This window comes from Alicyclobacillus sp. SO9 (assembly GCF_016406125.1).
In the GTDB taxonomy this organism is placed as follows: domain Bacteria; phylum Bacillota; class Bacilli; order Alicyclobacillales; family Alicyclobacillaceae; genus SO9.
The window spans coordinates 858,892-880,449 of sequence record NZ_CP066339.1 but is presented as its reverse complement, the minus strand read 5'-3'; the positions used below and the strand labels follow the sequence as shown (position 1 = coordinate 880,449).

The window sequence follows — 21,558 nt, the reverse complement described above, 5'->3', positions numbered from 1 at the left end:
GTCTTACAGTGCAGAAAATATCTGGTATTCAAACGCTTTTCTTGATGACCACGTTTGACGTCGGCATGTCCTTAATGGCTATGATTACGCCCACTGTACAGAAAGTGCACCAGGATGCGTGGATTTCGATAATCATAGCGACTGTTGCCAGCATGCTATTTACCTATCTCGCAGTACAGCTTAGTAGCCTATATCCAGAAAGATCTTTCGCCGGCTGCTTCAAGGGCGTGTTTGGTCCCATCCTTGGTATACCTATCGTCGCCATTTATGCCATACAGTGGACCGTGGTAACCGGAATGGCAGTACGCCAAATCGTTGATTTCGCTATGCCTACATTGCAACTTTACAACACTCCATTTCAATTCGTAATCCTCTGTATCCTTGCACTATCCGCATATGCGATCCTAGCAGGCGGCATCGAATCATTAGGACGAAGCAGTGAAATCATCACCCCTCTGGTACTAGGTACGCTCACTCTGGCGTTGGTAATATCCTTCCGTGTTCAGCCGCTAGACAATCTGCTGCCAATCCTACGGCCCCACCTGGCACAGTCATTGATATCTGGGGCTATACCTGCTGCTTCGTTTCTTACCCAAGGCACCGTGGTCATGGTCATGTATCCCTATCTTTCAGACCAGAAATCACGTCTAGCCGGCGTATGGGGAACGGGGATTGCCGGAGTCATTCTAATGCTTGCTACAATAGAGACCACGTCTATTTTTGGCCCCACGCTCCCCTCAAGAATGTGGAATCCATTCTTCATGTTGATGCGCTTCATTTCCATTGCCAACTTTATTCAGAACGTAGATTCGATTATTGTAGTGATTTGGTTTTTCAGTGCATTCATTCGCATCGCAGTGTATGCTTGGGTTGCGTCTCAAGTCACCACAGATCTTATTGGTGTAAATGTTCGTTTGACTACGGTGTTCATCTCCATCTGTGCCTTCGTAATATCCTTGTTACCGTCTTCTATTGTGGTTAGTACCAAACATTACCCTACCCAAATTGTTGAACCATTTGTTTTGCCTGTACTAAATATTGGACTTCCAGTGTTGGGATTGTTAATCGCCATGCTGAGGAAACGTATTCAAACTGAGTGACGGGTTCGGAAAATCATGTTTTCCGGTTTACAGTCTAGTTGCGAAGATGTGAGCCCCTAAATGTCAACGCAGTCTGCAGAATCATGCTCAAGTGATTCCCCGTATTATTAACGCTCTTGAAGTCGTGCCAAGAGAGCACTTAATCGGGGCTCCGAGGTGCATCACAACCATCAAAAACCTATGATAATGAGAATAGCTAAATTAAAGTGGAAGGTTACATTCGTGAGCAAGAGACTAGGACTATGAGCGGCGGTAATTCACAACGGCGAGCTTAGATGCGCACCGGATAGTTCGTTCAATTTATAGTGAACGTCAAAACAACCCTATGGCTCATACACGACACTGTTGATAAACACAAAAGAACACCCTATTTTGACGTGAAATACTAACAACCTTGATGTTAATTTAGAGTATAGTTCATCAGGACACATTAAAGACGCATAAGTTTGCCGGTCGAAAAGAGTGAGAATTTTCATCCTTAACCATACCTTCTATCTTACTTTCCAGTCTCCCGAACTGATGACTGAATAGATCTCAGTTCGAATCCTTGGCCCCGCTATGTACACCCACCCAGTTCGGCCCGAATTGACATCCTTCAATACCACACGATCATAATGGTTGAACTCATAGCCAGCTTCCTTGAATCCTTCCAGACTGTCCAGTTTCACGAGCGCCGTATCATTTTCAATTCGTAGCCAGTCCCCTGTGACATATCCACAACCCGAATCACCGGTAACCAGATAAGGAAAGTGACCGGCGTCGTGCAGCACGCCTGCCACTTTTCCTGGCTCTAACTCGACAATGTCTTCTTGAATGACGTGGTGATTGGATTCACCGGAACGCAGCGTGCCATATACGAACACCCACATCACTTTTCGCCTCCTCCAGATGACAAATACGTTTGAACCATCCGAATCTGTTGCGCCATCAGCTTTCTCTCCTCGTCGGTCGGATACAGGACTCCTGCTGTCGTACGCCACGCCGCAGACGTGTAACAGAGCATCTCCAAATCCATGACACCATCCATGCTGTCACTGAGAAGTTCAGCCGCTGTACATCCTAATGCCTGTGCAATGTTCTCCAGGGTACCCACCGTCGTATCATGTGTACCTGCCTCAATCTTGGACAGCTGGGATGCACTTACACCTGAAAGCTCACCCAGACGACGTAAAGACATCGTCTGGGCCTTTCGAAGAGCTTGGATTCTCCCTCCAACTCTATTCTTCGCTGACATAGTTGACCTGCCATTCGGGGAGATGCACCATGTCTGGAGATATCGGGACATACTTTCCCCCAACCCGTTCATCCAGCCCGTCATTGTCATGTAAGGGCGCAAAGGCTTGGCAGAACCACCCCACAGGCGCATCTGGACTGACCCGCTCACCATGTTGTAGATCCACCGCTTGATCCACACATCGTGTGCTGCCATCCGGAAATGAACGAAAATACCGGCACAACTGACAGGAGGTTTGCCCGGCCTCGTACGATGCGGCCCAGGGACCCCCGTTCCGGAAGTAGAATACGTCCTCTCTTTCCATCACCGATAGGAGGTCTAGTTCCAACAACGATTGAAACAGCGTCCGATCCGTTAGAATATTGATCACTGCTACCGGCTCGTCACTCCACTCCATAGAACTGAATTCCTCATTCTCAGATTCATCCTTGCTGTACCGATTGATAAAGTTGGCTTCCACCTTCCGGTCACCACTCACGATTTCAGCTTTTCTGGACTCTGCTGCAAAGGTGTTGAGCCATTGTCTTGCATACTTCCCACGCACCAGCCATCTTGTAATCGGCTCTTCATCCGGGAAAAAGACCCCGGTTATCTCCGTCAGGATTTGGCTCGGGGTGTCCGCCTCAAACATCCTGCCTTCATAGCTCACGACGAAGGCTGCGGTCAGTTCGCTGTTCTCATCAATACGTTTCATATAAACTCCTCCGGTCTCATCTTTGTTTCGTATATGATACATTACGTGTCAGACTGTGTCAATGAGTCCATCATGCTCGTCCTCGCAACCACAGCCATGTTGCGGCCAATTGAACCTCCCGATTCCCAAGCACGTCCAGGAACTTGCGGAAGTTCTGTGTTTCTTGTTCTTCCGAAACACGCTGACTGACACGACATTGCTCACGGGTTTGAGACAGTCCTGGCAGCAGCTGCCCCTGGTCTGTAGCCTGTCTCAGGATGGCAGACTGATGGACCAATGCGTTGGTCACACGAACCTGCGCTTGCAGGGAGCGGGGATCCAGTGAACTATTGGGATAGCGAAACTCGACGGTTGGGATGCCCCGTTCAATATAGCCCATGGTATTGAACGCCGTGTATCGCGCACCATGCCCTCTCCCAGAGTGGTTGACAAGCAACCGTCTCGCCTGGTCGGCTGTTAAAGAGGTCCCGTACATTCTTCGGGCCGAATCGGGGATCGGGTTGGCATAATGAGCGCCTCTATGACGCCCAGCGTCCCCGCGTTGAAAAGCGGCGTCATCCGCTGCCCCCATCCGATACAGTGCCTTCTCGTAGCCCAATCCGATACGAGCAAGACGCTGCCAACGGTACGCTCGGTCATCTAACGGATCCATGCCGATATGTACATGCCCACCCGTACTGACGGTCACCCGGCCCCCATGTCGATGGACCACTTCGGCCACGCGTTGGATTTGTGCCCAACTCTCTCGGGAGTCAACAAATACCGGAGAGACGAGTTCTCCCCCACGCTCTCCCCTGGAGACAGACGCGTCATATTCAAATTTCCACTTTCCTTCCGCAGTCCGGCCATGGTATCCGCTGCGTTGAGGGGAGAGCAACAAACCGTCCCCGTACAGTTCTCTGCCGATAGAATCCGTATCGCCATCTTCAAACTCGATCTCCAAGCCAAAGGTGTTGTCCGTACCTCCCAAAACCCCCTCGTAAGCATAAGATAAGTCTCCCCTAGCCTCGTCACGAAGGGCTTCCCAAGCCTGGTCATCCTGAGACATCCACAGGGTCGGTTGTCCTGAATAGCTGCGCCAGACATTCAGTTGTTGTTCACGGTACGCCTCTTCTGGTGAATCGAAGGCAGACAAGTCGGGTTCAGACTGAACCATGGAACGAGGAACGGGATCAGAGACCGTCTCAGGTTCTGCAGGAATCCCTTGTAACTGGCGGAACCCTTGAATATGGCGACAGACTGCACCCCTATGGTCATGATGCGGACACGTACAGGAGTTTTCTGTCACAAAGTAGGTATTTCCGGAACTGGAATGACATTCAGCCTGGTCAGCACTGAGATATACATACTCCAGGTCTCCGTAGTCCTGTTGTGTCGCAGACCAAACATGAGGGACGATTTCTGTCCTTGGCTCGGGCTGCGGAGTTCCCTGCGCCTGTTGCCTGGCTCGGATTCTTGCTGCTCTTCTCGCGGCGCGTGTGTGGACATATCCTTCATGCGCTTGCTGCGCCAAAGCAAGCCATCCGTCTTGCCCCGGTCGAAAGCTAGACGCTGCAGAATCTGTCCACGTCCCTTCATTTCGCATTTGCGCCTGAATTTGTGCACCCAATTCGCGCACACGCTTTGCGCAAACGGGTCCCACTTGCTGCATGACACTTCTCGGTGCCCGAAGTGGTCTGTTACAAACAATACAAGTTACTGGCATACGTTATCCCTCCTGTATAAGGAGGGCAGCATGACAAAACCCCGTATGTTTTATGAGCATTACAGTCTAGGAGACCCGGACGAAATCAAGTCTGTGGCAGGTGCATGAAACAATGAAGAGGATTCGATGGCGACTACGGACCTGAGACGATGCTGTAGGTGAGCTGTGATTGATAAGTGATGGAACTGGAGGAAGGATCGGTATAGGTACTCTTTGGCTCTAGTTTCAAAGTAAATGATTGAGATGGCCATTCTACAATATACCTGCCCATCCCGTCCCACGTTTGAGACGAAAGAACTGTTGAAGCAGTATTATTATCTCCCGTCCAAGGTCCCTTTGGAATTAAAGGTACTCCAGTTTGCCCATATTGAAATCTAACATCATCAGCCAGCATGGTTCCATATCCACCACTTGTTGTGTCTCTCAATATGACATCAATATGAGCGCTCGTAGCACTACTAGGTACGGTACCAGTTATCTGCATCGGTACATATCCCTCTGTCACCTTATTTAGAATTGAACCGGTTCCTCCAATAGATGATCCATTAGAATTAAACCAATCAATTTGAAATACTGCTGCTACTCCACTCAACACTTGAGGGTTCACCATCACAGTGGCCGTAAACGGTCTTCCCCCCGTTACAGTAATGTTGTGAAGCCAGAATTGAGCACCCCCGGGTTGTTCGTTATAAGCAGAGACTTTCAACGCTCGTTGCCCAGCAAACACCGGTGCAGCAATCCACGAAGTAGCATATGTCCCGACTGTTCCTCCTGTATATACACTCCATCCGTTGGGCCACAGACCCGTTAGTTGGGCACTTGTGTAGCGCATACCTGGACCAGAGTATAACTCCATTTGAAACGGCCCCGATAGTGAAGTGTCGGAGGCACTGATGGTTGTTAGCTTATATCCCCCTGTGCCACGGCCACCGTAGATGGATGCGACAAGTTTCCCGGAGCTATCGATGGAAAAAGTCATGGTGTACTGAGTATTCGCAACTTGCCTAACAATATTAGATCCCGTCCCTGTTGATGCAAGTGGAATGTAACTGGGTGGCTCATGGCGACCTGGAGGAGCTTCCTTATAAATAACGAAGTTGTTGTCTCCCCCTTGCCATACGGCTCGGTAGTAATACCCATTTCCCTGCAGGAAATCGACTCCAACGGACGCTGGTACGGTGGATGGGGTAGTAAAAGTAACCTGCTCCGTTAATGGTAAGCTAGTGCCCGCTGGTGTGCTACTTGGCGTCCATCCCCCTGTCTTAGTCTGTACCAAGGTATTTCCACTTCCAGTATTGGTAGCACCGTTTGAAGCAAACGATTCCGCACCGGTGGTAACATTCCACGGCTGCCCGCTTGTTAAATTCGTGCTAAAAAGCGTGGACGTTCCGCTCGCTTTCTGTTCGAATCCACTATTAAGAACAATATTGCTGCTGCCCTGTGGTACTGTGACATGGTTCGATTGGTAGTAAGCATCATCGGCGAATAGCGTTGCAGACCCGCTTGAGGAGATACTACCAATGGTAATGTTCATCCGGGCCGAAGTGGCGTTCTGTGGCACCGTACCTGTAAGAGACGTCAATTCATACGTATTGTTAGACGCAGTAAACTTCTTTGTGGCGCTGGACGTGGACAAATATGCCCCAGAACTAGAAAACCAGTTTATTCCTACGTTTACTGTCGCGCCAGATATAGCGGTAATATCCAGATAGATTCCGGCTTGAAAGGAAGCTCCTGGTGTGACACTCGGGATATCGTGATATAACTGTTGTCCAGTGGATTGAGGGATTCCAGACCCAACAAACTTCTGAGCATGATTCCCTGAATGAACCGGTGAAGTAACGACCTGCGCCGAAGATGACCCTCCTGAGCCATAAATAGCCCAGCCATTTGCAGTTGGTCCGCTACTATAGGACTCAAAGCCAGCATTGGGAATCAAATTGACTCCATCTTGTGCAGATTCCACTACTTTGCTCGGAGCAGCCAATTGTAAACTACCCGCCGGTAAGGTGTGCCCTCTTCCGCCAACCTCTTTCAATTGGCTACCTTGCACCGTGATGTGATAGCCATTTCCGCTCCCCCTGGTATCTCCAACCGTCAAAGGTGGCATGTTTGCTGTCACTGATTGCGGTATTCCCTTCAAAGTCGTTGGGGGAAAAGTAACCGTCGATGCACCTTGTACACTTAGCGTTCCCGCGTACGCAATCTGTGTGGATAACGCCCCGCTAATAAGGGTCGACAGACCGATCACCTTCATTACTCGTCGTCTCATCTTCATGACGATTCCCCTTTCCACCGTCGTCGCCTCAGCACAACTACATATCCCACCATCCCCATGGTCAACAGCCCTAGTCCTCCCAGGACCCACCACGCCCAATCCGCAACAACAAACTGCACGCCTTTATGGCCTGTCAGTTGGTCATAGTGACGAATGGCTGGAGGGGTGATTTTGAAAGTGAGGTTTTTCGTATACTTCCCCAGCCCCTTGCCACGCAGCACAATCTGCACATGGTAGGTTCCGATGGGGGCCGCACCTTTCACCCATCGGTCCTCAAACGTGATCGGCTCGTTCGGCGCAAAACTAAGGCCGGTCAAGGTTCGAGTCAGGACCTGCCGCGTCCCTTTGTATAAGGTCATGGACCCACTGATGTTTTTCAAAATGATATTGCTTTGATCAGCACCACTGACTTCATAGTACTGACCAGACGGGTAGGTCCCTACTTTGACATGTTTCAGGTCCAATGCAACTTTCTGAACGCCGGGAACTTCAACCTCAACTGCCACAACACGCCGTACAGATTCATTGATACCGAGTTCAATCCCAGACTTACCTGTATTCCGAATGCGCTGCTGATGCTGGCCGTCGCTGCAGGATATAGAGAATAAATGATCACCTGACGTTGTGCCTTGCGGAACTGCGACCTCAAACGAAATCTGTTTGGTTTGGTCAGCACGCAGCGTAACGACGCCTGGCAACTTCTTTATCCATGTATGTTTAGGAGATAATCCATAGACGATGTTCCCGTTTAATCCGTTGGATGCCGTGGTGGCGAACAAATGGACTTGAATGGTCTTACTCGAGTGACTGGCCAACTGGAGAGATTCGTGAAGAACTTTCCCCTGTGAACCCTTGTCTAAGAAATACGTGCTGATGGTAGGATCTACTTGACTATGATTCGTGGGATTCGCTGTAAAGTTCATGGACGATCCCGTCCTAAGTGTTGTACTACTGGATGCCAAGGCCGTTGCACCAGCAAATACAACCGTCGTGACACCAGAAGCAACGAGTGAAACCCACTTCCCGACCTTCCCAACTGTCATTGCTTCATTCCCTCCTTTCCGGTTTGCCCCCTACAACCTCGTAGAGGGCACCAGAAACGATATAGAAGAACCTGCCTATTCCATTACGGACCAGAACTCACCGTGTACTGAAGATTCGTTGCATACACAGTGGGGGAACTCGGATAGTTCTTTGGATCGGTGTAGGCTGTCTTTGGACTCAGAGATAACGTTAGTCCAGCCTTCGGTTCCTGAATGGTATACGTACCCATTCCGTAGTTTGGCTGCGTATCAATGAGGGTAACAGGCGTTCCCGTGTCTATCGCGGCACTCTGGTTTTGCAGCACCGGTCCGTTGGTCGAACTCACAGGTGTAGACCCAGTACCAGTAACAATAGACCGTTGACCCGATAGACTGAGGCTACCGAGCGGAAGTTTCTTAGCACTGGTCCCACTGGCCCAGCCGGAGCTGGGCTGGACTTCTGTCAGCTGGCTCGCGGTCAGGTCCACTTTCCATCCATTCCCGGATCCGGTGGCGTCAACAACTGTCCACGCCCCTAAAGTGGCGGTCACCTGTTGCGGTTGCCCGTTTAGGGTGACAGCCGGAAACTCCGTCACGAAAGAGGGTGACGATACAGTTAACGAACCTGGGTTCAGTGTCACTGTTGTACCCGTCGTAGATGCGAACGCTGGAACAATACTAAGTGCAAGCATTCCAGCTGCACTCAGTGCCGCAATAGTGCCCTTGCTGATGGATTTCATCCACTGCTCTCCTTTCCATTTCATTCCCCTAAAGTCGTCAAGGTCAACAACTTTTCAAGTAAAATAAAATACACCTCCTCCATTTATGAAGGGGTGCATGACAAAATGGTCCCATCTCTTGATTCAACAACTGATTATGGTCTATTGAATAGAGTGACACCGCACTCTCTTCACTATTCTTGGCGTCAACATGATGATTTCAGATTCACCTCGACACAGGAATAGTGCCAGGCAGTCCTTACGTCTCAACCACTATTTAACGAATACACCCGACGCCAGCTCCTCGACAGACAGGCGCTGAACTGTTCAGGAAGAAACTTGAAACATTTCAACCTCATCTAGACTTTATCAAGGAATCACGAACAATAAGGATGATAACTAGACAACGAAGTTGGTAACAGTTTGACTCCATGGTACAAGGCTGTGCCCCCGGCCCTCTTTTTAAGACACCTGAATATCCGACATTCCTTTCTAGACTAGCGCAGACCTTGAGTTATCTATGGATATTTATTCTTCTATTCTATAAAATGGAAATGTAGTTAACGGGCAGTTATGCTGAATAGCGATACACGCAAATAAATGTGTAATAACGGTAAGCGACGTGAGTGAAGGGGCGATTCAGACTAGAACCCATTTTCGGTCACAGGGGCTTTAGTGGGGGGATATAATGTTCGAACATTTTGGTTGGGAATTGCTCTGGTTGATTGTTGCCTATTCCGTTGTCACGCTCGTGGGGCTTATTCATGTCATGGTCTTGAACAAAGTCTTTGACGTCCCCGGGACTAGAGAAGCTGGCGTACCATTTATGAAGGCGCCTGCTTACGCAAAAACCAAGCCTTATCAACCCATATACAATATCATCTTGTTTCCGCTGTTCATCTGGATTTGTTTGAAGGGGTTCGGTACGACAAACACTACCCATGCGCTGTTGCATATCGCCATCACTTGGACAGGTGTGTCTATGATAATCGATTTTATCAGTTGGATCGTGATCCCTCATCCGTTTCGTTTTACCTTGAAAGAATTCTACGTAGACTATCAGCCGTGGATTTCTCTCATTTATCTTTCGATATTTGTCAGTCACTATATTGTTCGCTTTTTTGTCTAGAATGCACCTCCTTCGGCAATGCCATTTAGCAGGAATTGGGTTGCCTGACTTAGATGTCTGGTTTAATGCGCATGTTTCAAGTTAGTGGATGCAGTATGCAGCGATTCATGAGGACTGTATAAAGATTCATCGAGGCACTGTGATGCTTACTCAACTCCCGGGCAGGAGTGTGACATAGCGATGCCACCAAATTTATCGATAGAGGTGATTGTGCTGGCGATGTCAGATTACTACAAACAACTTCGACAGAAGATTGGTACTCAACTTATCTTTAATCCGAGTGCTGCTGCTATTATCCGAAATGAAAACGGCGAGATACTTTTTCAACACCCCTCTCTTGATAGTGACATATGGAGTTTGCCTGCAGGGGCGATTGAGCTTGGTGAAACGCCAGCAGATGCGATCAAACGGGAAGTCTATGAAGAAACAGGATTATACGTAACTCCTAACAAGTTGGTCGGGGTCTTTGGCGGTGAGGATTTCAGATTCACGTATCCCGACGGCAATCAAGTTGAGTATTTGATATTCGTCTTTGAGTGCATTGTGGAAGGTGGAGAATTAGAAGCTGTGGACGGAGAATCGGCTGAATTGAAGTATTTCCCTGTGTCTTCTATGCCACCCTTGGCTATTCCGTACCCAGAGGAGATTTTCTTTCCCTCTTCGTCAGAACGGACATATTTTCAATAATGGATGATGGAACGAAAGCCAAACCAGGTGAGCGTGGTTACGCTATGGGTAGCGTCTGGAGGATGACTTGTGGATTTAGATGTTGATGTGTCGCCGGTATCGGAGAACGACAAGCTAGTTCTAAGGAATCTCTTGAATCTTTATCTATATGATTTGAGCGAATTTAAGGGTACTGACGTGAATGCACATGGGTTCTTTGAATATCGGAGGCTGGACCAGTATTGGTATGACGACTCTTGCCATCCGTTTTTCATCGTAGTGAACAAAAGTACCGCTGGATTCGTTCTTGTCCATAAATATGATTTACTTGAAGAAAACCGCAACGTAATTTCTGAGTTCTTTGTGATGAAGAAGTATCGGAAGTTAGGCGTTGGGAACCAGGCAGCGCAAAAGATATTCAAGACCTTCTCAGGAGGCTGGGAGGTCTCCGAACTTCCCGAAAACCTTCCTTCTCAAGTATTCTGGCGCAAAGTTATCCACGAGGTTACTGGCGGGAAATACAGTGAGACTGTTGTGCATAGTAGACCCGTACAATACTTTTAAGTTCTAAAGAATTGAATGAATATACACTGTTGTCTACACTACATTTGCTGAATTAGCGGGCAGTTTAGCCCCACAAGAAATTCGACAAAGGAGTGATGTCATGACACGTAATGATGTTCTCATGGACTTGGGACGAAGGTGCCTCAAGGAATTAAACCTGCCCAACATGAAGTACGCCTTTTTAGGCGGTTCAGTGGGACGTGGGGATGCTGACGAATTCAGTGATGTTGACATCACAATTTGTGTAGAAGAGTCGGCATCGTTCGAAACGCAAAACCTCATTTATGAAGGCGAATTCGTCCAGGTGGACTTCATTTCTCCCATCACTCTGGATGCGATTATGGAGAACCCATTGGACTACAGACATCTGCTTGAATCTAAGGCATTGTACGATCCTCTTGGCAATTTCGAAGCCGTTCAAGGCGAAGCACGCCAATACTTTGCTTCGACTATTGGACAGACCCAGACGTTCGCTAAATGGACTAATGTTGTTGAGCAAAGAAAGCATTGGGCGGTAAACAGTATGGAGCAGAATACCCTGTATTCGGCTACCGTCGCTGGTGAAGCCGCTTGGACGGATGCTGCCTTCATGGCGATGTTCTTTGATACTGGTTCTTGTTCCACAGGCATGCTAATTCCTTGGATGAAGACCAATTTTGATTTCCAAATCATTGAGGATCTATGCAAATGGCTCAACGTATCCGAAGCAGACGTAAGACGGATTGTACGAGCTATAGAACGGTTTAGAGAGTTTTTACGGAAGCAGTATCCAGATAGGGCACATGATTTTGTCCTTTCACCGATTCAAGATGCTTTGAATGCAAAGAAGGCTCAACGCTTGGTAAAAACGGGGCAATTAGCAAGTTTAGCGTGGCAGTTTTCAGGAGAGGCATTCTGGCTTTATCTTGAGACTGCTAACGGCTTGCCACTTGACGAATATATCGAGAAACTGCCGAAGCCGTTGGCAATAGATTTAGAGAGAGCTGGCTTCGTGAGCTTGGATTCATCTTCAATACGTAAGCTCTGCAGAGTCGCAGATGACCTGATACTCCGTGTTCATCAATCATCATAGATTCGTTCTTCAAGTAACGGGGGGCAAGAGTGACATAACGCCCTGTCGTTAATGGAAAAGGAGTATAACACGGTAATATCCTTAAATTTGGATTGTCGGATTAGAAATGTCTTTCGTGAATTGAGAATGCAGGCAAAGGCTTAGGAACTTATCCTAAGCTTCTCTGAGTATCTCTTCTTCTTGTTGGTAGCACACTTAAAGTTTCAGAAATAAATGTAACAGGAGTATCCATTCGAGAGTCCATTAATGTGAATTGCCGTTAGAATTGCTAGAAGAGAATTGGTTATTTAAACAAAATATCTTGGTGAGCGATTGCCAATCATACGTTTTTAGTTTTTTGGAAAGGGGGGAGTTGGGGTTCGTGGATTCAGAGTTGAAAGAGCAGATTCACCGACTATCTGAGTTGTATGCGGATGACATTTACCGCTACGCAAGGCTGACGTTGAACGATGACAATGAGGCGAATGATGTGGTTCAGGAAGTGTTTTTTCGAGCCTTCAAGGCGTGGCATAATTTTCGGAAGGAGTCTTCAGAGAAGACTTGGTTAGCCAGTATTGCTCGCAATTATATGTTTGATCTGCTTAAGAAAAAGAAAAAAACAAAACAGTTTTTGTCCACTTATATGCCGCCTTATCTGTCCGATGAACAAACAAACATCACTGAGGTGCTAATCGTTGAAGATGCAGTTACACATCTTAAAGAATCTTACCGTCAGGTTTTTATCTTACGGCACGTGGAGGAATTGACAGTCGCACAGACCGCAGAAACTCTCGGATGGACAGAAGGAAGAGTTCGAATTACCGATATGCGGGCACTTACCAAACTGAGAGAGAGGTTGTCTGAGGGAAAGGGGGTACAAGATTACAATGAGTTCGACACGCAAAACTGAGGATGCGTCAAGGACATTGTCCAAGATTGCGCTAGAGCTAGGTAAGCGACATGAATTGTGGAATGCCATTGAGCAGCGAATGGATGTGGACACTCAACAAAGTGACGCTCCGAGAGCTATCGTTACAAAGAAACGAAATGGGTTCAACTTGGGACAACTCGGGGCAGTGATTGTAGCACTTATCGTTGTTGCAAGCGGAATCACCTATGGAGTTCACCATCAGGGAGTATTGAAGTCAACAACTGCTGAGACTGACAACAATTCAATGACCTCAATGAATTCAACTACACCCAACGTCAGTCGGATCACGGTGAATAATAACCAATATAGGAATACAAAGTTTGGTTTCACAGTCTCTATTCCAACATCATGGAATAAATTGTATACCTTAAAATCACGGACTCTACCAGGCGTGCAGGCTTTACAGATGTTCTATTTTAATTATATCGCGGAGAAATCCCCACAGCCCTTTATAGTGGAGCTTGTTGTTTATCCAAAGAGCTATTTGGGGCACTTAGAACAAGACCCTAAAGTAGTGAAAGCTTTTAGCAACGACAGGTATTCGTTTGCGTTTTATATAGATAATCGATACCCATACCCTAAGAGCAAGCACTACGCACAATATAAACAGTTACAAAGTAAGGTACCATGGGTTATCAGTCACTTTAAAACGTCATCACGAGAGAATAGAACGACACAAACAACGCAACAATTGAACCCGTTGTTTAACACAACATTGACGTTGCAAACTGGGCAAGTTGTGAAACCGAATAGTCACTCCACACGTTGGAAGGGCTTAACACTAAGCCTTCTTGTCACGGGATATCCATCTGCTAACGCTGGTACAAAATCCTATGCTGCCGTCATTGGTAACCATGCTAATATTATTAGCCACGAGTCTGTGTCAACACCTGCTGGGCAAGCGACCCTTGTCCATTTTCAGCGAACCCCACCAGCGGAGGCACAGTCCAATACTGTGCGAGACGAATACGATGTCATCTTTTTTAGGAAGCAGTACGCTTATGTGCTTAATGCGTTGGTGAGCGGAAATCCTAGTCAAGCGAAGAATGATATCATGCAAATTTTAAGTGGATGGACTATTCCGAAAGATTAAGACCAGGGTCATCTCGTCGCAGACGAAACACGGCTCTTGTATAGTGGCGACCACATGGTCGCCGCTCCATTTTCACAGCCGGTAAGCATCATGATGTAATAAGAAGGGCATTTGAACTAAACCAGCTAATAGTTTGTCAAGATTGCCAGTGAAAATGTTGGAATATTGTGTTAGCCTTAAAAGAGACAGCTCAAAGAACCGTCCATGAGAACATGGAAGGTTTTTCTTGGTAGACATAATCATGGGTATCAGACCATGTCTACGAACGCTTCTTGGCGCTTAAGCACTACGTATATCCAATGAAGAATTTTGTTCACACAGGCAATAAGTGCTACCTTGTGAGCCTTTCCCTGTTGCCGCTTAAGCCAGTAAAATGCTTGAAGCTTTTTACTGCCGGACTTTCTCAGGCTGCCGATCACAGCAAGATACAAGGCATGCCTCAGTCTACTTGAACCACGCTTGGTTATGCGGTTTATCGAGGCTGTAAACGTTCCAGAAGAGTTGACACTCGGGTCTACTCCAGCAAACGCCACGAGCTTCTTTGCATGGTTAAACCGCTCTATCTCACCAATTTCGGATACAATCGTTGCCGCGATTTTCTTTCCGATACCAGGGATAGATTGGACAATTTTGCAGTCTTCGATTTGCTCAGTAAGGGCATTGTGTTCGCTAATATAAAAGTTGACCACGTGGAGGTAACCCCTATCCTTCTTGCAGTACCATAGCTTCGCTTGTGATACGAGATCGATGTCTCAACCAGCCTCAAACATGCTTCCACAAGTAGGGGGCAGACAGTTTAGCGCACGGGTTCGCAGACCCACGGGGGCGTACGTCCGACCCGGCTACCCGTGTAGCAAACCTCACAAAGCACTATGAGGTCAACCAGAAATAACTGGTTGACCTCATAATACGAAGGGGGCGTTAGCGCAGTAAGAGGCACATCGAAAAGCAGATAAATATTTAATTTCATGTATATATACAATATTCCAACTTTCCACGATCCCGTCACCAACATGCGCACCTAGTTCCCCATTTGACGCACAATCGCCTCTCAAAAGCTTTCCTGCATCAACGCTCGTATTCCGCCTCAACGTCCTCGACCACACCGGCCAACGTCCCCCGGGACACTTCACGACCGACTGTGCTCCGAAACCTTCATCCACGCTAAATCCGACGTCGCATTGATGGTATGCGTAGATAAGCGGGTCTCATCCCAATGCGAATCATCTTTCATGTCAGCCTCTCTTCCTCTGGCTGATTTTCTGATAGAGGTCAGCCACAATCACGCCCGACCGAGTGAGTTCTGCGTGGTCTTGAATTAGACCTTGCTTGTTCATGACTGCGAGTTGGGCTCGTGAAACCAATATCAAGTTGTCTGGGTCGAAATTACGACGGTTACGGTCTCCAAAAATCACGACATGTCCCTTTGGAACATGCCGCCCATGGTACTCCTCCCACACAATCAAATGCTTTCCTCGCCAACGATTCGGGTCTGCAATCTTGATATCCACATAGTCATCTGCATTGACTCTTTCAGAGCCTACAGGCATGTAATTATGAGACCTTGCCCCCCTCTTGAATGACGTCTTATTCCCACCAACGTTATATACACCTCTGGTCCCCTTGTTTGGTGTGCCATCCCCTCTGAGCCTTTTAATCCACTGGTCAGTCCATGATTCTTCTTCCATGTATTCATCTGCCTCGCGGTGATTGATAAACCAAATCTCTTGTTGACGAGGTCTGCCAGTTTTTGATTAGACAGTCCTTTCACATTGTCCTTTATGAAAGCCTTTTGCTCGTTTGTGAAAAGTCCGGCAGGCTCCGTTCTGCGCCTTTTGAGCACGTTGCTTTTTATTTGGTGGTTCGCCTTAAAGCTTTTCATTTGGCCATCCGTCACATTCGTACCGAACCTTGCATTGAATAGAGCCGCAATTTCCGTGTTGTACCTTCCCTGAGCGACCTCACGAATAAACTCTGTTTGCTCCTGCGTGTATCGGGACATAGGTCATCCCTCCAACATTTTGGGAACAACTGTATTTGCATCCATTCTGTCATCAACAAGTTTCTTGGCTTCAAGGACGAGTGACCCGTTTGCAATAATTTGCGCTGCAACACTCGTCACAGACTTCGCCCTGTTGATTTCCTCGGTGAGTCTCTCGCCGGTTAATTCTTCATCCGACAGCCTTTCAAGCTGCGCAAACAAATGATTATTTAAATCACCAAGTGTATTTTTCATCCCTCTTACCGTCCTCTCGTCCATTCATAGATTCAACATCAGTTGCTGATCCAGTCGCTTTCGCTAAATTCCATCGCGTTGCAGATACTCCTTCAGGGCTTGTTTGAAGCCAAAGGCAAAACTTCAAGCTGTTGACCACGTCGATTTGACTCACCAAACTCTTCCCCTTGTGCCTGAGTTGTTCGGCACTGGCTCACCCGTTCCATAACCACCTACGAATCCGGAAAGAGTTTATAAAAATTGCTGTAGCGCCCGTCCGGTTCTGGAGCCTTCGTATCGCTCGGACGTGGACGTCGCTGACCCTGCACAACAACAGCAGCAGGCTTCTGAGGAGCCGCAGCCGCTGCCTCCCGCTTTGCTCTGGCGGCTTCCGGTCCGCCTTCCTTGAGCCAACTTTTCAACATGGAATCCACGTAGACGAAGGAACGCGCATTGTACATCACCGCCTCGACTAGCGCTTCTCGCACCCATTCGACAGAATATTCCTCCACAAGGCAGTGCAATTTATCACGGATCAGCGGTGTCAGCTTCCCAAAGTCTTCCTCTTCGTATATTTTCCATATTTCGACTATTGGTTCGTACGCAGCAGTAGAAGTAGGAGTAGTAGAAGAATCAGAAGAAGAAGAAAGATCTTTAAGATCTTTTAATGTGGAAGCATTTCCGGAAACGTTGTGCGCAATATTTGCGTACAAATTGTCCTTCGAGCTGTTGTCGGAAACATTGTGCGAAGGATTGTAGGAAACATTGTCGGAACTGTTGCCGGAAACATTGTGCGCAATATTTGCGCACAACAATTCGAGGTGATAGACAGCTGCCTTCCTTCCACCTCTCGATTTCCAATCTATGTACCCTTTCGTCTTGAGCTCATTCCGTGCGTTAACGATTGTTCTTGCACCCAATCCACTCTTGAGAGATAGCATTCCAACCGCTGCGGAGAACTCCTTCGTCCATCCGGTTTTGTTGCATATGTGTAGCAGCGCAAACCATAATGCAATGGCGGATGAGGACAATGGAGTCACCTCCAACCGGTTATAAAATGCGTTTACCTCTTCGATGTAATTCACGAAATGCACCTCAATTCAGTCCTGGTTTCTGAGTATAGTTCCTGCGATGCCCACAAGTCACGACGTTCCAACACAGCTGCTACACAAATCAGGTTCCACCCAACAACAACCGCCTGGGCACGCGTTGGACTCTGTACAACCACAGACTCTGCAAGCGGGTTCCGACTGTTCTACTTCCGCGTCAGGAGGCCGGTTCATAGTCGCCGTGTAGCATCCGGCATCATGGATATGACTTACTCCCTTGCAAACAGGACAGACGATGAAAGCCTGGTCCTCGAAACTTGTCTCCACACCGAAAGTAATTTCACACTGACTACATTCGTACAGGTACAATTCACGTTCCTGTGCCACTTCAATCCCCTCCCTTATATCCCTAAACTCAGCTGTTCTGGCCCACGTTGCCCCAGCAGTTCGACAGCATAAGTTCCGTTACTCGTTGTACCCGTACGAAGGATATACCCGTGGTCTCTCAATGCTTGTACAATCTGTTGAAACCGGACATAGTCCCGTACCCAGACATAGGTGTAACGCATGTGATCACCTTCTACACGGGGCTCCACACTTCGAACCTACGCCCCAGGCTGTCGTCGTTCTCTGTCCGTCTGCTCACGGATCTGTTCGCTTGCCATTTGGAGGCCAATGAGGTAGCCCCTTACGCGCAGTGGGTAATCGTTCCCGCAGTCGTACATCCACTCCCAGTAATCCGGATTCAACTCACTGATGAATGCTTGGGGAGACTGTATCACTTCTCGCCATTCCCACTGTTGTGAACACGACCTTGCTTCTTGAAACAGCGCCCTCATTTCTTCATGGTCATATTCCGTCCCGTCCTCCTTCATATCCTTTAACCAGTTGCGCAAACTGGAGACAACAGAACGCTCGTTAAATGACCATCTATCATTCGAAAAAGCGTCCATCTTTTCATGAAAATATCCAATGTTTATATCATCAAAGGAATGAACGTTACCCTTCCACGTCAACCAAAACACCGCCGTTCCAATATCCCCCGAGATGTACATCATGTTGCCGTCAAATACATACCGACAGCGATAGGTATTTGTCCCTGGTTGTGACCAATCCAAAATTGCCAGGCGGTCACTGTAGCTCGTAAGATGAGCTTGATGGTTCTTGAACCATTCTTTGATGTTCTTTTCGTAGTCCATCCAAACACCCCATCTCTCTATGATGATTGATAGGCCGCATAGGCTGTACTGCTGACCCCTCCATACGGCCGTGTTGTTTATGCAGATTTGCCGTCCACAACAAACCCTTTTGTTGGTGTGAACCAATCGGATCCGCCGTACGAAAATTGCACCCGAAGTTCCCGTCAGGCCAACTTAATCCTCTTCATTGTCATAACTTGTATCGATCTCGTCCTCGTCTTGATAACCAACGAGAGTTGCTTTCGTGGCATATGCTTGAAAGAGCAGTTTCTCGGATCCATGAAAACCATTCATAATTTGATTTTTATTGAGTTCGGTTCCGTCGATTTTCACGGAGTGAACCGTTCCATCTTGATTGATGACCAGTCCATAATTGCAGCGATACTTTTCTACATCCGGTTCACTGTCCATGTAGATGAAGGTCAAGGTCCTTGGTCTATATTCGATATGTAGCGACATGTGCTCTCCAGGCGTATCCGAATAATCCGTTGCATCCCCCTTGATTGCATCGACAATTTCTTGCAGTGAGTACTCTTTCTTTGCACCGTTTAGAACCTCGTCCAATTGTTGCTGCAACCGCTCGATCCCCTGCACATGGATTAACTAGTCTACTTTTTCCCGAACAGTTTCAATCACCAAGTGTTGTATCCAGGCAGGTCAAGACTGTCTATATTTATCTCCAGGGCAGAATGGACAGCTTTTTCAACGGTCTTGGAAAATTCACTAAAGCTGCCGAAAACATCATTGATGATGTGCTGTAGTGTCTTTTCAATCTGCTTCTGCACAATTTGAGGCAAAATGCCGTTCTCGTTCAGTGCCAACACCGCATCGTTCATGAGTTCTTGCACATTTGGCATAGTCTCCATACCTTCACACTCCATCCTTACCGTTTAGATTGATACCTAGATTGATCAGGCTTCTCTTTTCTCAAGCCTTGTTTTTCGCTGCCAACACAGTTTCTGGCGGTTCAAAAATCCATTCATTGAAGCCGCAGGTGGCACAGCCTTCATGAGGTCTGTCCGTATCAGGAACGTGAACCAACGGCGTATGTCCGCAGTTAGAACAAAAGAACATTCCACGTTCCTCAACCTGGTCTCTGCTCACTTTGCAGAGACCCTGCCATCCAGAATAACGACCTCTGCTCCTACGCTCGGACCGCCTACATCAAAAGCGTCAGACGCAACTCGCCATACGCGATTCTTATACCGGGGAGCCTCGCAGCAATCTTCCATCACCACAAGGTCTCCAGCTTTCAATTTATCTGCCACACACATGCCCGCCTTTCAAATTCACAAAACAGTTCTGCTTTGGGAAATGACACGGTACATCACACTCACCGCTTTATTTCGCCACTCCCAGTCGGGATTCAAGATGACGGGAATATGATACTGTCGCTCCATCTCCTTCATGAGCCCTGCCAGCGCTTCATCCCGCTCCTCTTCGGACTGGTTCAATGCCACAATTTTCTGGTACTGCTTGTTGATCTCTGAAAGCTTCCCCACGATTACTCACCTTCCGCCTGCAATTCCCATCTTCTGTGTTACCTATCTATGTTTACTGTTACCCGCATCAACGTATTGCTACCTCGTTCACCTGCTCTCTAACAGTTGACCTCAAATGCTTTACGACAGATTTCTGGCTCCGAGTACGTATCAAAGAGGATCCGCATGTTCTGTAAAATTTGCTCCACTTGCTTTCTGCTTAAGCCTTCCGCTTCCATCGCCAGCTTGGCATAAGCTTCCGCTTGGTTGTTCGTCATCACAATCCTCCGTTCCAGAGAATATAGTGGGTTCCTAATTTCTTCTATGGTGCCGCAACCAACGGTAACGGCTTGTCACGAGTCAACCCGTGAACATATGTGGTCTCGGACTCAGTACAGGTCGGGGAATTGATAAGCGTAAGCTGTACCCCCTCCGCTCTCAAACGCTGAAGTTTCTGCCTTGCACGCCGGATGTACGTTTGCACACTACTTCGCGTCACATCCAACTGCTGAGCGATTTCACTCCACGTGCATCCGTCTAGCACGTATAAGAGGAGAGCCTCCCTTTCGCGGTAAGATAACACCCTAAGGTCCAAGTGGTACTCCGTGCTTTTCGCCTGCACTTCATCTCTCAAAAAATCATAGTCATCAAAAGTTCCACCGATGTTGTCCAAAATCACAGGGTCAAATCGAGTCACCGTATAAACCCATTTCGTGGATTCCTTCTGTTTCGTACGGTCAACCTCGTAGGCAGTGGCATACTTGGCTAGTTGCTGCATTGCATAGCGGCAGTTGTCCTCCATCCATTTGCAGTACTTCACGTGTTCCTCTTCGGCCATCAGCGTCTCAAAATCTCGTTGCTCCTCGGCCCGTTTCACCCGTCTTTCGTGATCCTTTCTCTGTTCTCGAACCTGCTCCATAGACTGCTGATACTCCTGTATCCTCCGAATCGCCCAAAGTTCCTCATTCATCCCATCACCTCCACAAAAACACTCGTCACAACGAATGCATCAAAAATAGGACCATCTCCAAACGGAGGGTCCGAACCGCTGTAGTACCTCGGCTGATATATACCCGGCAACAAGCGATGCTTGATTCGCACAGTGACGCCGCGATATACTATAGGTACGGATACTTTTTGATGTTGGCTGACCAGTTCGCCGCTGGTTGGCCTTTTGCATTTTATGGACATTCTCGTAGCACTTCCTCATTCGCTAAATTGCGCTTCTCTTTCAAACCGCTCAAAGCGGTATTGATTTCACATCAAAATGGAAATTGACGATCATGCAAGCCGAAGTCATCGTGACGCCTGATTTCATACCCTTTGTAAATTCTGAGTACTGAACCCTGTTTATCTTCCTTTCATCAGTTATTGAGTCCAGAACTGCCTCTACTTAATGCCCTCTGACCACTCAGGCTGCCTGCGTGT

General features: G+C 47.7%; 28 protein-coding genes and 1 pseudogene. 7 read left to right on the top strand and 22 right to left on the bottom strand.

The annotated features are described in order from the left end of the window. The first annotated feature begins 8 nt into the window (after positions 1-8). Positions 9-1,100, top strand: a complete 1,092-nt coding sequence (locus GI364_RS03940; RefSeq protein WP_198852405.1) for a GerAB/ArcD/ProY family transporter — start codon at positions 9-11, stop codon at positions 1,098-1,100. Positions 1,101-1,591: 491 nt separating this feature from the next. Here GI364_RS03940 and GI364_RS03935 read toward each other — a convergent pair whose 3' ends face one another. The 7 genes from GI364_RS03935 to GI364_RS03905 form a co-directional block, all read right to left on the bottom strand. Further along, positions 1,592-1,969 (bottom strand): gamma-glutamylcyclotransferase family protein, encoded by a 378-nt coding sequence (locus GI364_RS03935; protein WP_233095999.1) that lies wholly within the window; start codon positions 1,967-1,969, stop codon positions 1,592-1,594. Further along, complete coding sequence (locus tag GI364_RS03930) at positions 1,969-2,334, bottom strand: helix-turn-helix domain-containing protein (protein WP_198852403.1); 366 nt, start codon at positions 2,332-2,334, stop codon at positions 1,969-1,971. The genes GI364_RS03935 and GI364_RS03930 overlap by 1 nt, the downstream gene beginning before the upstream one ends. Then, positions 2,318-3,028, bottom strand: a complete 711-nt coding sequence (locus GI364_RS03925; protein ID WP_198852402.1) for a hypothetical protein — start codon at positions 3,026-3,028, stop codon at positions 2,318-2,320. The genes GI364_RS03930 and GI364_RS03925 overlap by 17 nt, the downstream gene beginning before the upstream one ends. Before the next feature lie 70 nt (positions 3,029-3,098). After that, a complete protein-coding gene (locus tag GI364_RS03920; RefSeq protein ID WP_198852401.1) occupies positions 3,099-4,733 on the bottom strand; it encodes an amidoligase family protein in 1,635 nt (544 codons plus the stop codon). 133 nt (positions 4,734-4,866) lie between these two features. Beyond that, the gene (locus GI364_RS03915) at positions 4,867-7,011 is read right to left on the bottom strand and encodes a hypothetical protein (RefSeq protein WP_198852400.1); all 2,145 of its coding nucleotides are present in this window, start codon (positions 7,009-7,011) and stop codon (positions 4,867-4,869) included. After that, positions 7,008-8,054 carry a WxL protein peptidoglycan domain-containing protein gene (locus tag GI364_RS03910; RefSeq protein WP_198852399.1) on the bottom strand — a complete coding sequence of 349 codons (1,047 nt, stop codon included), beginning with the start codon at positions 8,052-8,054 and terminating at the stop codon, positions 7,008-7,010. Before GI364_RS03910 ends, GI364_RS03915 begins: the two co-directional genes overlap by 4 nt. Positions 8,055-8,137: 83 nt before the next feature. Continuing rightward, on the bottom strand, positions 8,138-8,773 hold the full coding sequence (locus GI364_RS03905; protein WP_198852398.1) for a hypothetical protein: 636 nt from the start codon (positions 8,771-8,773) through the stop codon (positions 8,138-8,140). Between the two features lie 667 nt (positions 8,774-9,440). Between GI364_RS03905 and GI364_RS03900 the strand changes: the two genes are divergently transcribed. From GI364_RS03900 to GI364_RS03875, 6 genes are all read left to right on the top strand, one after another. Further along, a complete protein-coding gene (locus GI364_RS03900) occupies positions 9,441-9,881 on the top strand; it encodes a hypothetical protein (RefSeq protein WP_198852397.1) in 441 nt (146 codons plus the stop codon). A gap of 213 nt (positions 9,882-10,094) precedes the next feature. After that, positions 10,095-10,568, top strand: a complete 474-nt coding sequence (locus tag GI364_RS03895; protein ID WP_198853838.1) for an NUDIX domain-containing protein — start codon at positions 10,095-10,097, stop codon at positions 10,566-10,568. Between the two features lie 69 nt (positions 10,569-10,637). Then, on the top strand, positions 10,638-11,111 hold the full coding sequence (locus GI364_RS03890; RefSeq protein ID WP_198852396.1) for a GNAT family N-acetyltransferase: 474 nt from the start codon (positions 10,638-10,640) through the stop codon (positions 11,109-11,111). A gap of 100 nt (positions 11,112-11,211) precedes the next feature. Beyond that, positions 11,212-12,183 carry a nucleotidyltransferase domain-containing protein gene (locus GI364_RS03885; protein WP_198852395.1) on the top strand — a complete coding sequence of 324 codons (972 nt, stop codon included), beginning with the start codon at positions 11,212-11,214 and terminating at the stop codon, positions 12,181-12,183. A 361-nt stretch (positions 12,184-12,544) separates the two neighbouring features. Beyond that, the gene (locus tag GI364_RS03880; RefSeq protein ID WP_198852394.1) at positions 12,545-13,072 is read left to right on the top strand and encodes an RNA polymerase sigma factor; all 528 of its coding nucleotides are present in this window, start codon (positions 12,545-12,547) and stop codon (positions 13,070-13,072) included. Then, entirely contained in the window at positions 13,050-14,186 is a 1,137-nt protein-coding gene (locus GI364_RS03875; protein WP_198852393.1) for a hypothetical protein, read from the top strand. Before GI364_RS03880 ends, GI364_RS03875 begins: the two co-directional genes overlap by 23 nt. A gap of 248 nt (positions 14,187-14,434) precedes the next feature. Here GI364_RS03875 and GI364_RS03870 read toward each other — a convergent pair. From GI364_RS03870 to GI364_RS03800, 15 genes and pseudogenes are all read right to left on the bottom strand, one after another. Then, positions 14,435-14,857 (bottom strand): annotated as a pseudogene (locus GI364_RS03870) (transposase); the annotation flags it as partial. A 564-nt stretch (positions 14,858-15,421) separates the two neighbouring features. Then, on the bottom strand, positions 15,422-15,736 hold the full coding sequence (locus tag GI364_RS24820; RefSeq protein WP_233095998.1) for an HNH endonuclease signature motif containing protein: 315 nt from the start codon (positions 15,734-15,736) through the stop codon (positions 15,422-15,424). Further along, entirely contained in the window at positions 15,727-16,188 is a 462-nt protein-coding gene (locus tag GI364_RS24815) for a hypothetical protein (RefSeq protein ID WP_233095997.1), read from the bottom strand. The genes GI364_RS24820 and GI364_RS24815 overlap by 10 nt, the downstream gene beginning before the upstream one ends. 3 nt (positions 16,189-16,191) lie before the next feature. Beyond that, positions 16,192-16,422, bottom strand: coding sequence for a hypothetical protein (locus tag GI364_RS03860; protein WP_198852392.1), 231 nt, complete (start codon positions 16,420-16,422; stop codon positions 16,192-16,194). Between the two features lie 212 nt (positions 16,423-16,634). Continuing rightward, a complete protein-coding gene (locus GI364_RS03850) occupies positions 16,635-17,486 on the bottom strand; it encodes a DnaD domain protein (RefSeq protein ID WP_198852390.1) in 852 nt (283 codons plus the stop codon). Between the two features lie 365 nt (positions 17,487-17,851). Next, complete coding sequence (locus GI364_RS03845; RefSeq protein WP_198852389.1) at positions 17,852-18,019, bottom strand: hypothetical protein; 168 nt, start codon at positions 18,017-18,019, stop codon at positions 17,852-17,854. Positions 18,020-18,055: 36 nt separating this feature from the next. Then, positions 18,056-18,649 carry a hypothetical protein gene (locus tag GI364_RS03840; protein ID WP_198852388.1) on the bottom strand — a complete coding sequence of 198 codons (594 nt, stop codon included), beginning with the start codon at positions 18,647-18,649 and terminating at the stop codon, positions 18,056-18,058. Between the two features lie 174 nt (positions 18,650-18,823). Continuing rightward, positions 18,824-19,225: a hypothetical protein gene (locus tag GI364_RS03835; protein WP_198852387.1), complete on the bottom strand. Its 402-nt coding sequence runs from the start codon at positions 19,223-19,225 to the stop codon at positions 18,824-18,826. 56 nt (positions 19,226-19,281) lie between these two features. Next, positions 19,282-19,515, bottom strand: a complete 234-nt coding sequence (locus GI364_RS03830) for a hypothetical protein (protein ID WP_198852386.1) — start codon at positions 19,513-19,515, stop codon at positions 19,282-19,284. Between the two features lie 61 nt (positions 19,516-19,576). Next, entirely contained in the window at positions 19,577-19,753 is a 177-nt protein-coding gene (locus GI364_RS03825; RefSeq protein WP_198852385.1) for a hypothetical protein, read from the bottom strand. Further along, complete coding sequence (locus tag GI364_RS03820; RefSeq protein ID WP_198852384.1) at positions 19,750-19,917, bottom strand: hypothetical protein; 168 nt, start codon at positions 19,915-19,917, stop codon at positions 19,750-19,752. Before GI364_RS03820 ends, GI364_RS03825 begins: the two co-directional genes overlap by 4 nt. A 21-nt stretch (positions 19,918-19,938) precedes the next feature. Further along, positions 19,939-20,151, bottom strand: a complete 213-nt coding sequence (locus GI364_RS03815) for a hypothetical protein (RefSeq protein WP_198852383.1) — start codon at positions 20,149-20,151, stop codon at positions 19,939-19,941. A 98-nt stretch (positions 20,152-20,249) separates the two neighbouring features. Further along, positions 20,250-20,408 carry a hypothetical protein gene (locus GI364_RS03810; protein WP_198852382.1) on the bottom strand — a complete coding sequence of 53 codons (159 nt, stop codon included), beginning with the start codon at positions 20,406-20,408 and terminating at the stop codon, positions 20,250-20,252. Positions 20,409-20,452: 44 nt separating this feature from the next. Then, positions 20,453-21,100 carry a sigma factor-like helix-turn-helix DNA-binding protein gene (locus GI364_RS03805; RefSeq protein ID WP_198852381.1) on the bottom strand — a complete coding sequence of 216 codons (648 nt, stop codon included), beginning with the start codon at positions 21,098-21,100 and terminating at the stop codon, positions 20,453-20,455. Beyond that, a complete protein-coding gene (locus tag GI364_RS03800) occupies positions 21,097-21,321 on the bottom strand; it encodes a hypothetical protein (RefSeq protein WP_198852380.1) in 225 nt (74 codons plus the stop codon). The genes GI364_RS03805 and GI364_RS03800 overlap by 4 nt, the downstream gene beginning before the upstream one ends. Positions 21,322-21,558 lie beyond the last annotated feature (237 nt).

What these genes read in the sequence shown, in the direction of transcription:
- GI364_RS03805 (WP_198852381.1), bottom strand. Translation starts at nt 21,100, where the DNA reads ATGAATGAGGAACTTTGGGCGATTCGGAGGATACAGGAGTATCAGCAG.
- GI364_RS03885 (WP_198852395.1), top strand. Translation starts at nt 11,212, where the DNA reads ATGACACGTAATGATGTTCTCATGGACTTGGGACGAAGGTGCCTCAAG.
- GI364_RS03875 (WP_198852393.1), top strand. Translation starts at nt 13,050, where the DNA reads ATGAGTTCGACACGCAAAACTGAGGATGCGTCAAGGACATTGTCCAAG.
- GI364_RS03930 (WP_198852403.1), bottom strand. Translation starts at nt 2,334, where the DNA reads ATGTCAGCGAAGAATAGAGTTGGAGGGAGAATCCAAGCTCTTCGAAAG.
- GI364_RS03935 (WP_233095999.1), bottom strand. Translation starts at nt 1,969, where the DNA reads ATGTGGGTGTTCGTATATGGCACGCTGCGTTCCGGTGAATCCAATCAC.
- GI364_RS24820 (WP_233095998.1), bottom strand. Translation starts at nt 15,736, where the DNA reads ATGCCTGTAGGCTCTGAAAGAGTCAATGCAGATGACTATGTGGATATC.
- GI364_RS03920 (WP_198852401.1), bottom strand. Translation starts at nt 4,733, where the DNA reads ATGCCAGTAACTTGTATTGTTTGTAACAGACCACTTCGGGCACCGAGA.
- GI364_RS03800 (WP_198852380.1), bottom strand. Translation starts at nt 21,321, where the DNA reads ATGTCCATAAAATGCAAAAGGCCAACCAGCGGCGAACTGGTCAGCCAA.
- GI364_RS03840 (WP_198852388.1), bottom strand. Translation starts at nt 18,649, where the DNA reads ATGGACTACGAAAAGAACATCAAAGAATGGTTCAAGAACCATCAAGCT.
- GI364_RS03845 (WP_198852389.1), bottom strand. Translation starts at nt 18,019, where the DNA reads ATGCGTTACACCTATGTCTGGGTACGGGACTATGTCCGGTTTCAACAG.
- GI364_RS03810 (WP_198852382.1), bottom strand. Translation starts at nt 20,408, where the DNA reads ATGACGAACAACCAAGCGGAAGCTTATGCCAAGCTGGCGATGGAAGCG.
- GI364_RS03925 (WP_198852402.1), bottom strand. Translation starts at nt 3,028, where the DNA reads ATGAAACGTATTGATGAGAACAGCGAACTGACCGCAGCCTTCGTCGTG.
- GI364_RS03905 (WP_198852398.1), bottom strand. Translation starts at nt 8,773, where the DNA reads ATGAAATCCATCAGCAAGGGCACTATTGCGGCACTGAGTGCAGCTGGA.
- GI364_RS03910 (WP_198852399.1), bottom strand. Translation starts at nt 8,054, where the DNA reads ATGACAGTTGGGAAGGTCGGGAAGTGGGTTTCACTCGTTGCTTCTGGT.
- GI364_RS03830 (WP_198852386.1), bottom strand. Translation starts at nt 19,515, where the DNA reads ATGGAGACTATGCCAAATGTGCAAGAACTCATGAACGATGCGGTGTTG.
- GI364_RS03860 (WP_198852392.1), bottom strand. Translation starts at nt 16,422, where the DNA reads ATGAAAAATACACTTGGTGATTTAAATAATCATTTGTTTGCGCAGCTT.
- GI364_RS03915 (WP_198852400.1), bottom strand. Translation starts at nt 7,011, where the DNA reads ATGAAGATGAGACGACGAGTAATGAAGGTGATCGGTCTGTCGACCCTT.
- GI364_RS24815 (WP_233095997.1), bottom strand. Translation starts at nt 16,188, where the DNA reads ATGTCCCGATACACGCAGGAGCAAACAGAGTTTATTCGTGAGGTCGCT.
- GI364_RS03900 (WP_198852397.1), top strand. Translation starts at nt 9,441, where the DNA reads ATGTTCGAACATTTTGGTTGGGAATTGCTCTGGTTGATTGTTGCCTAT.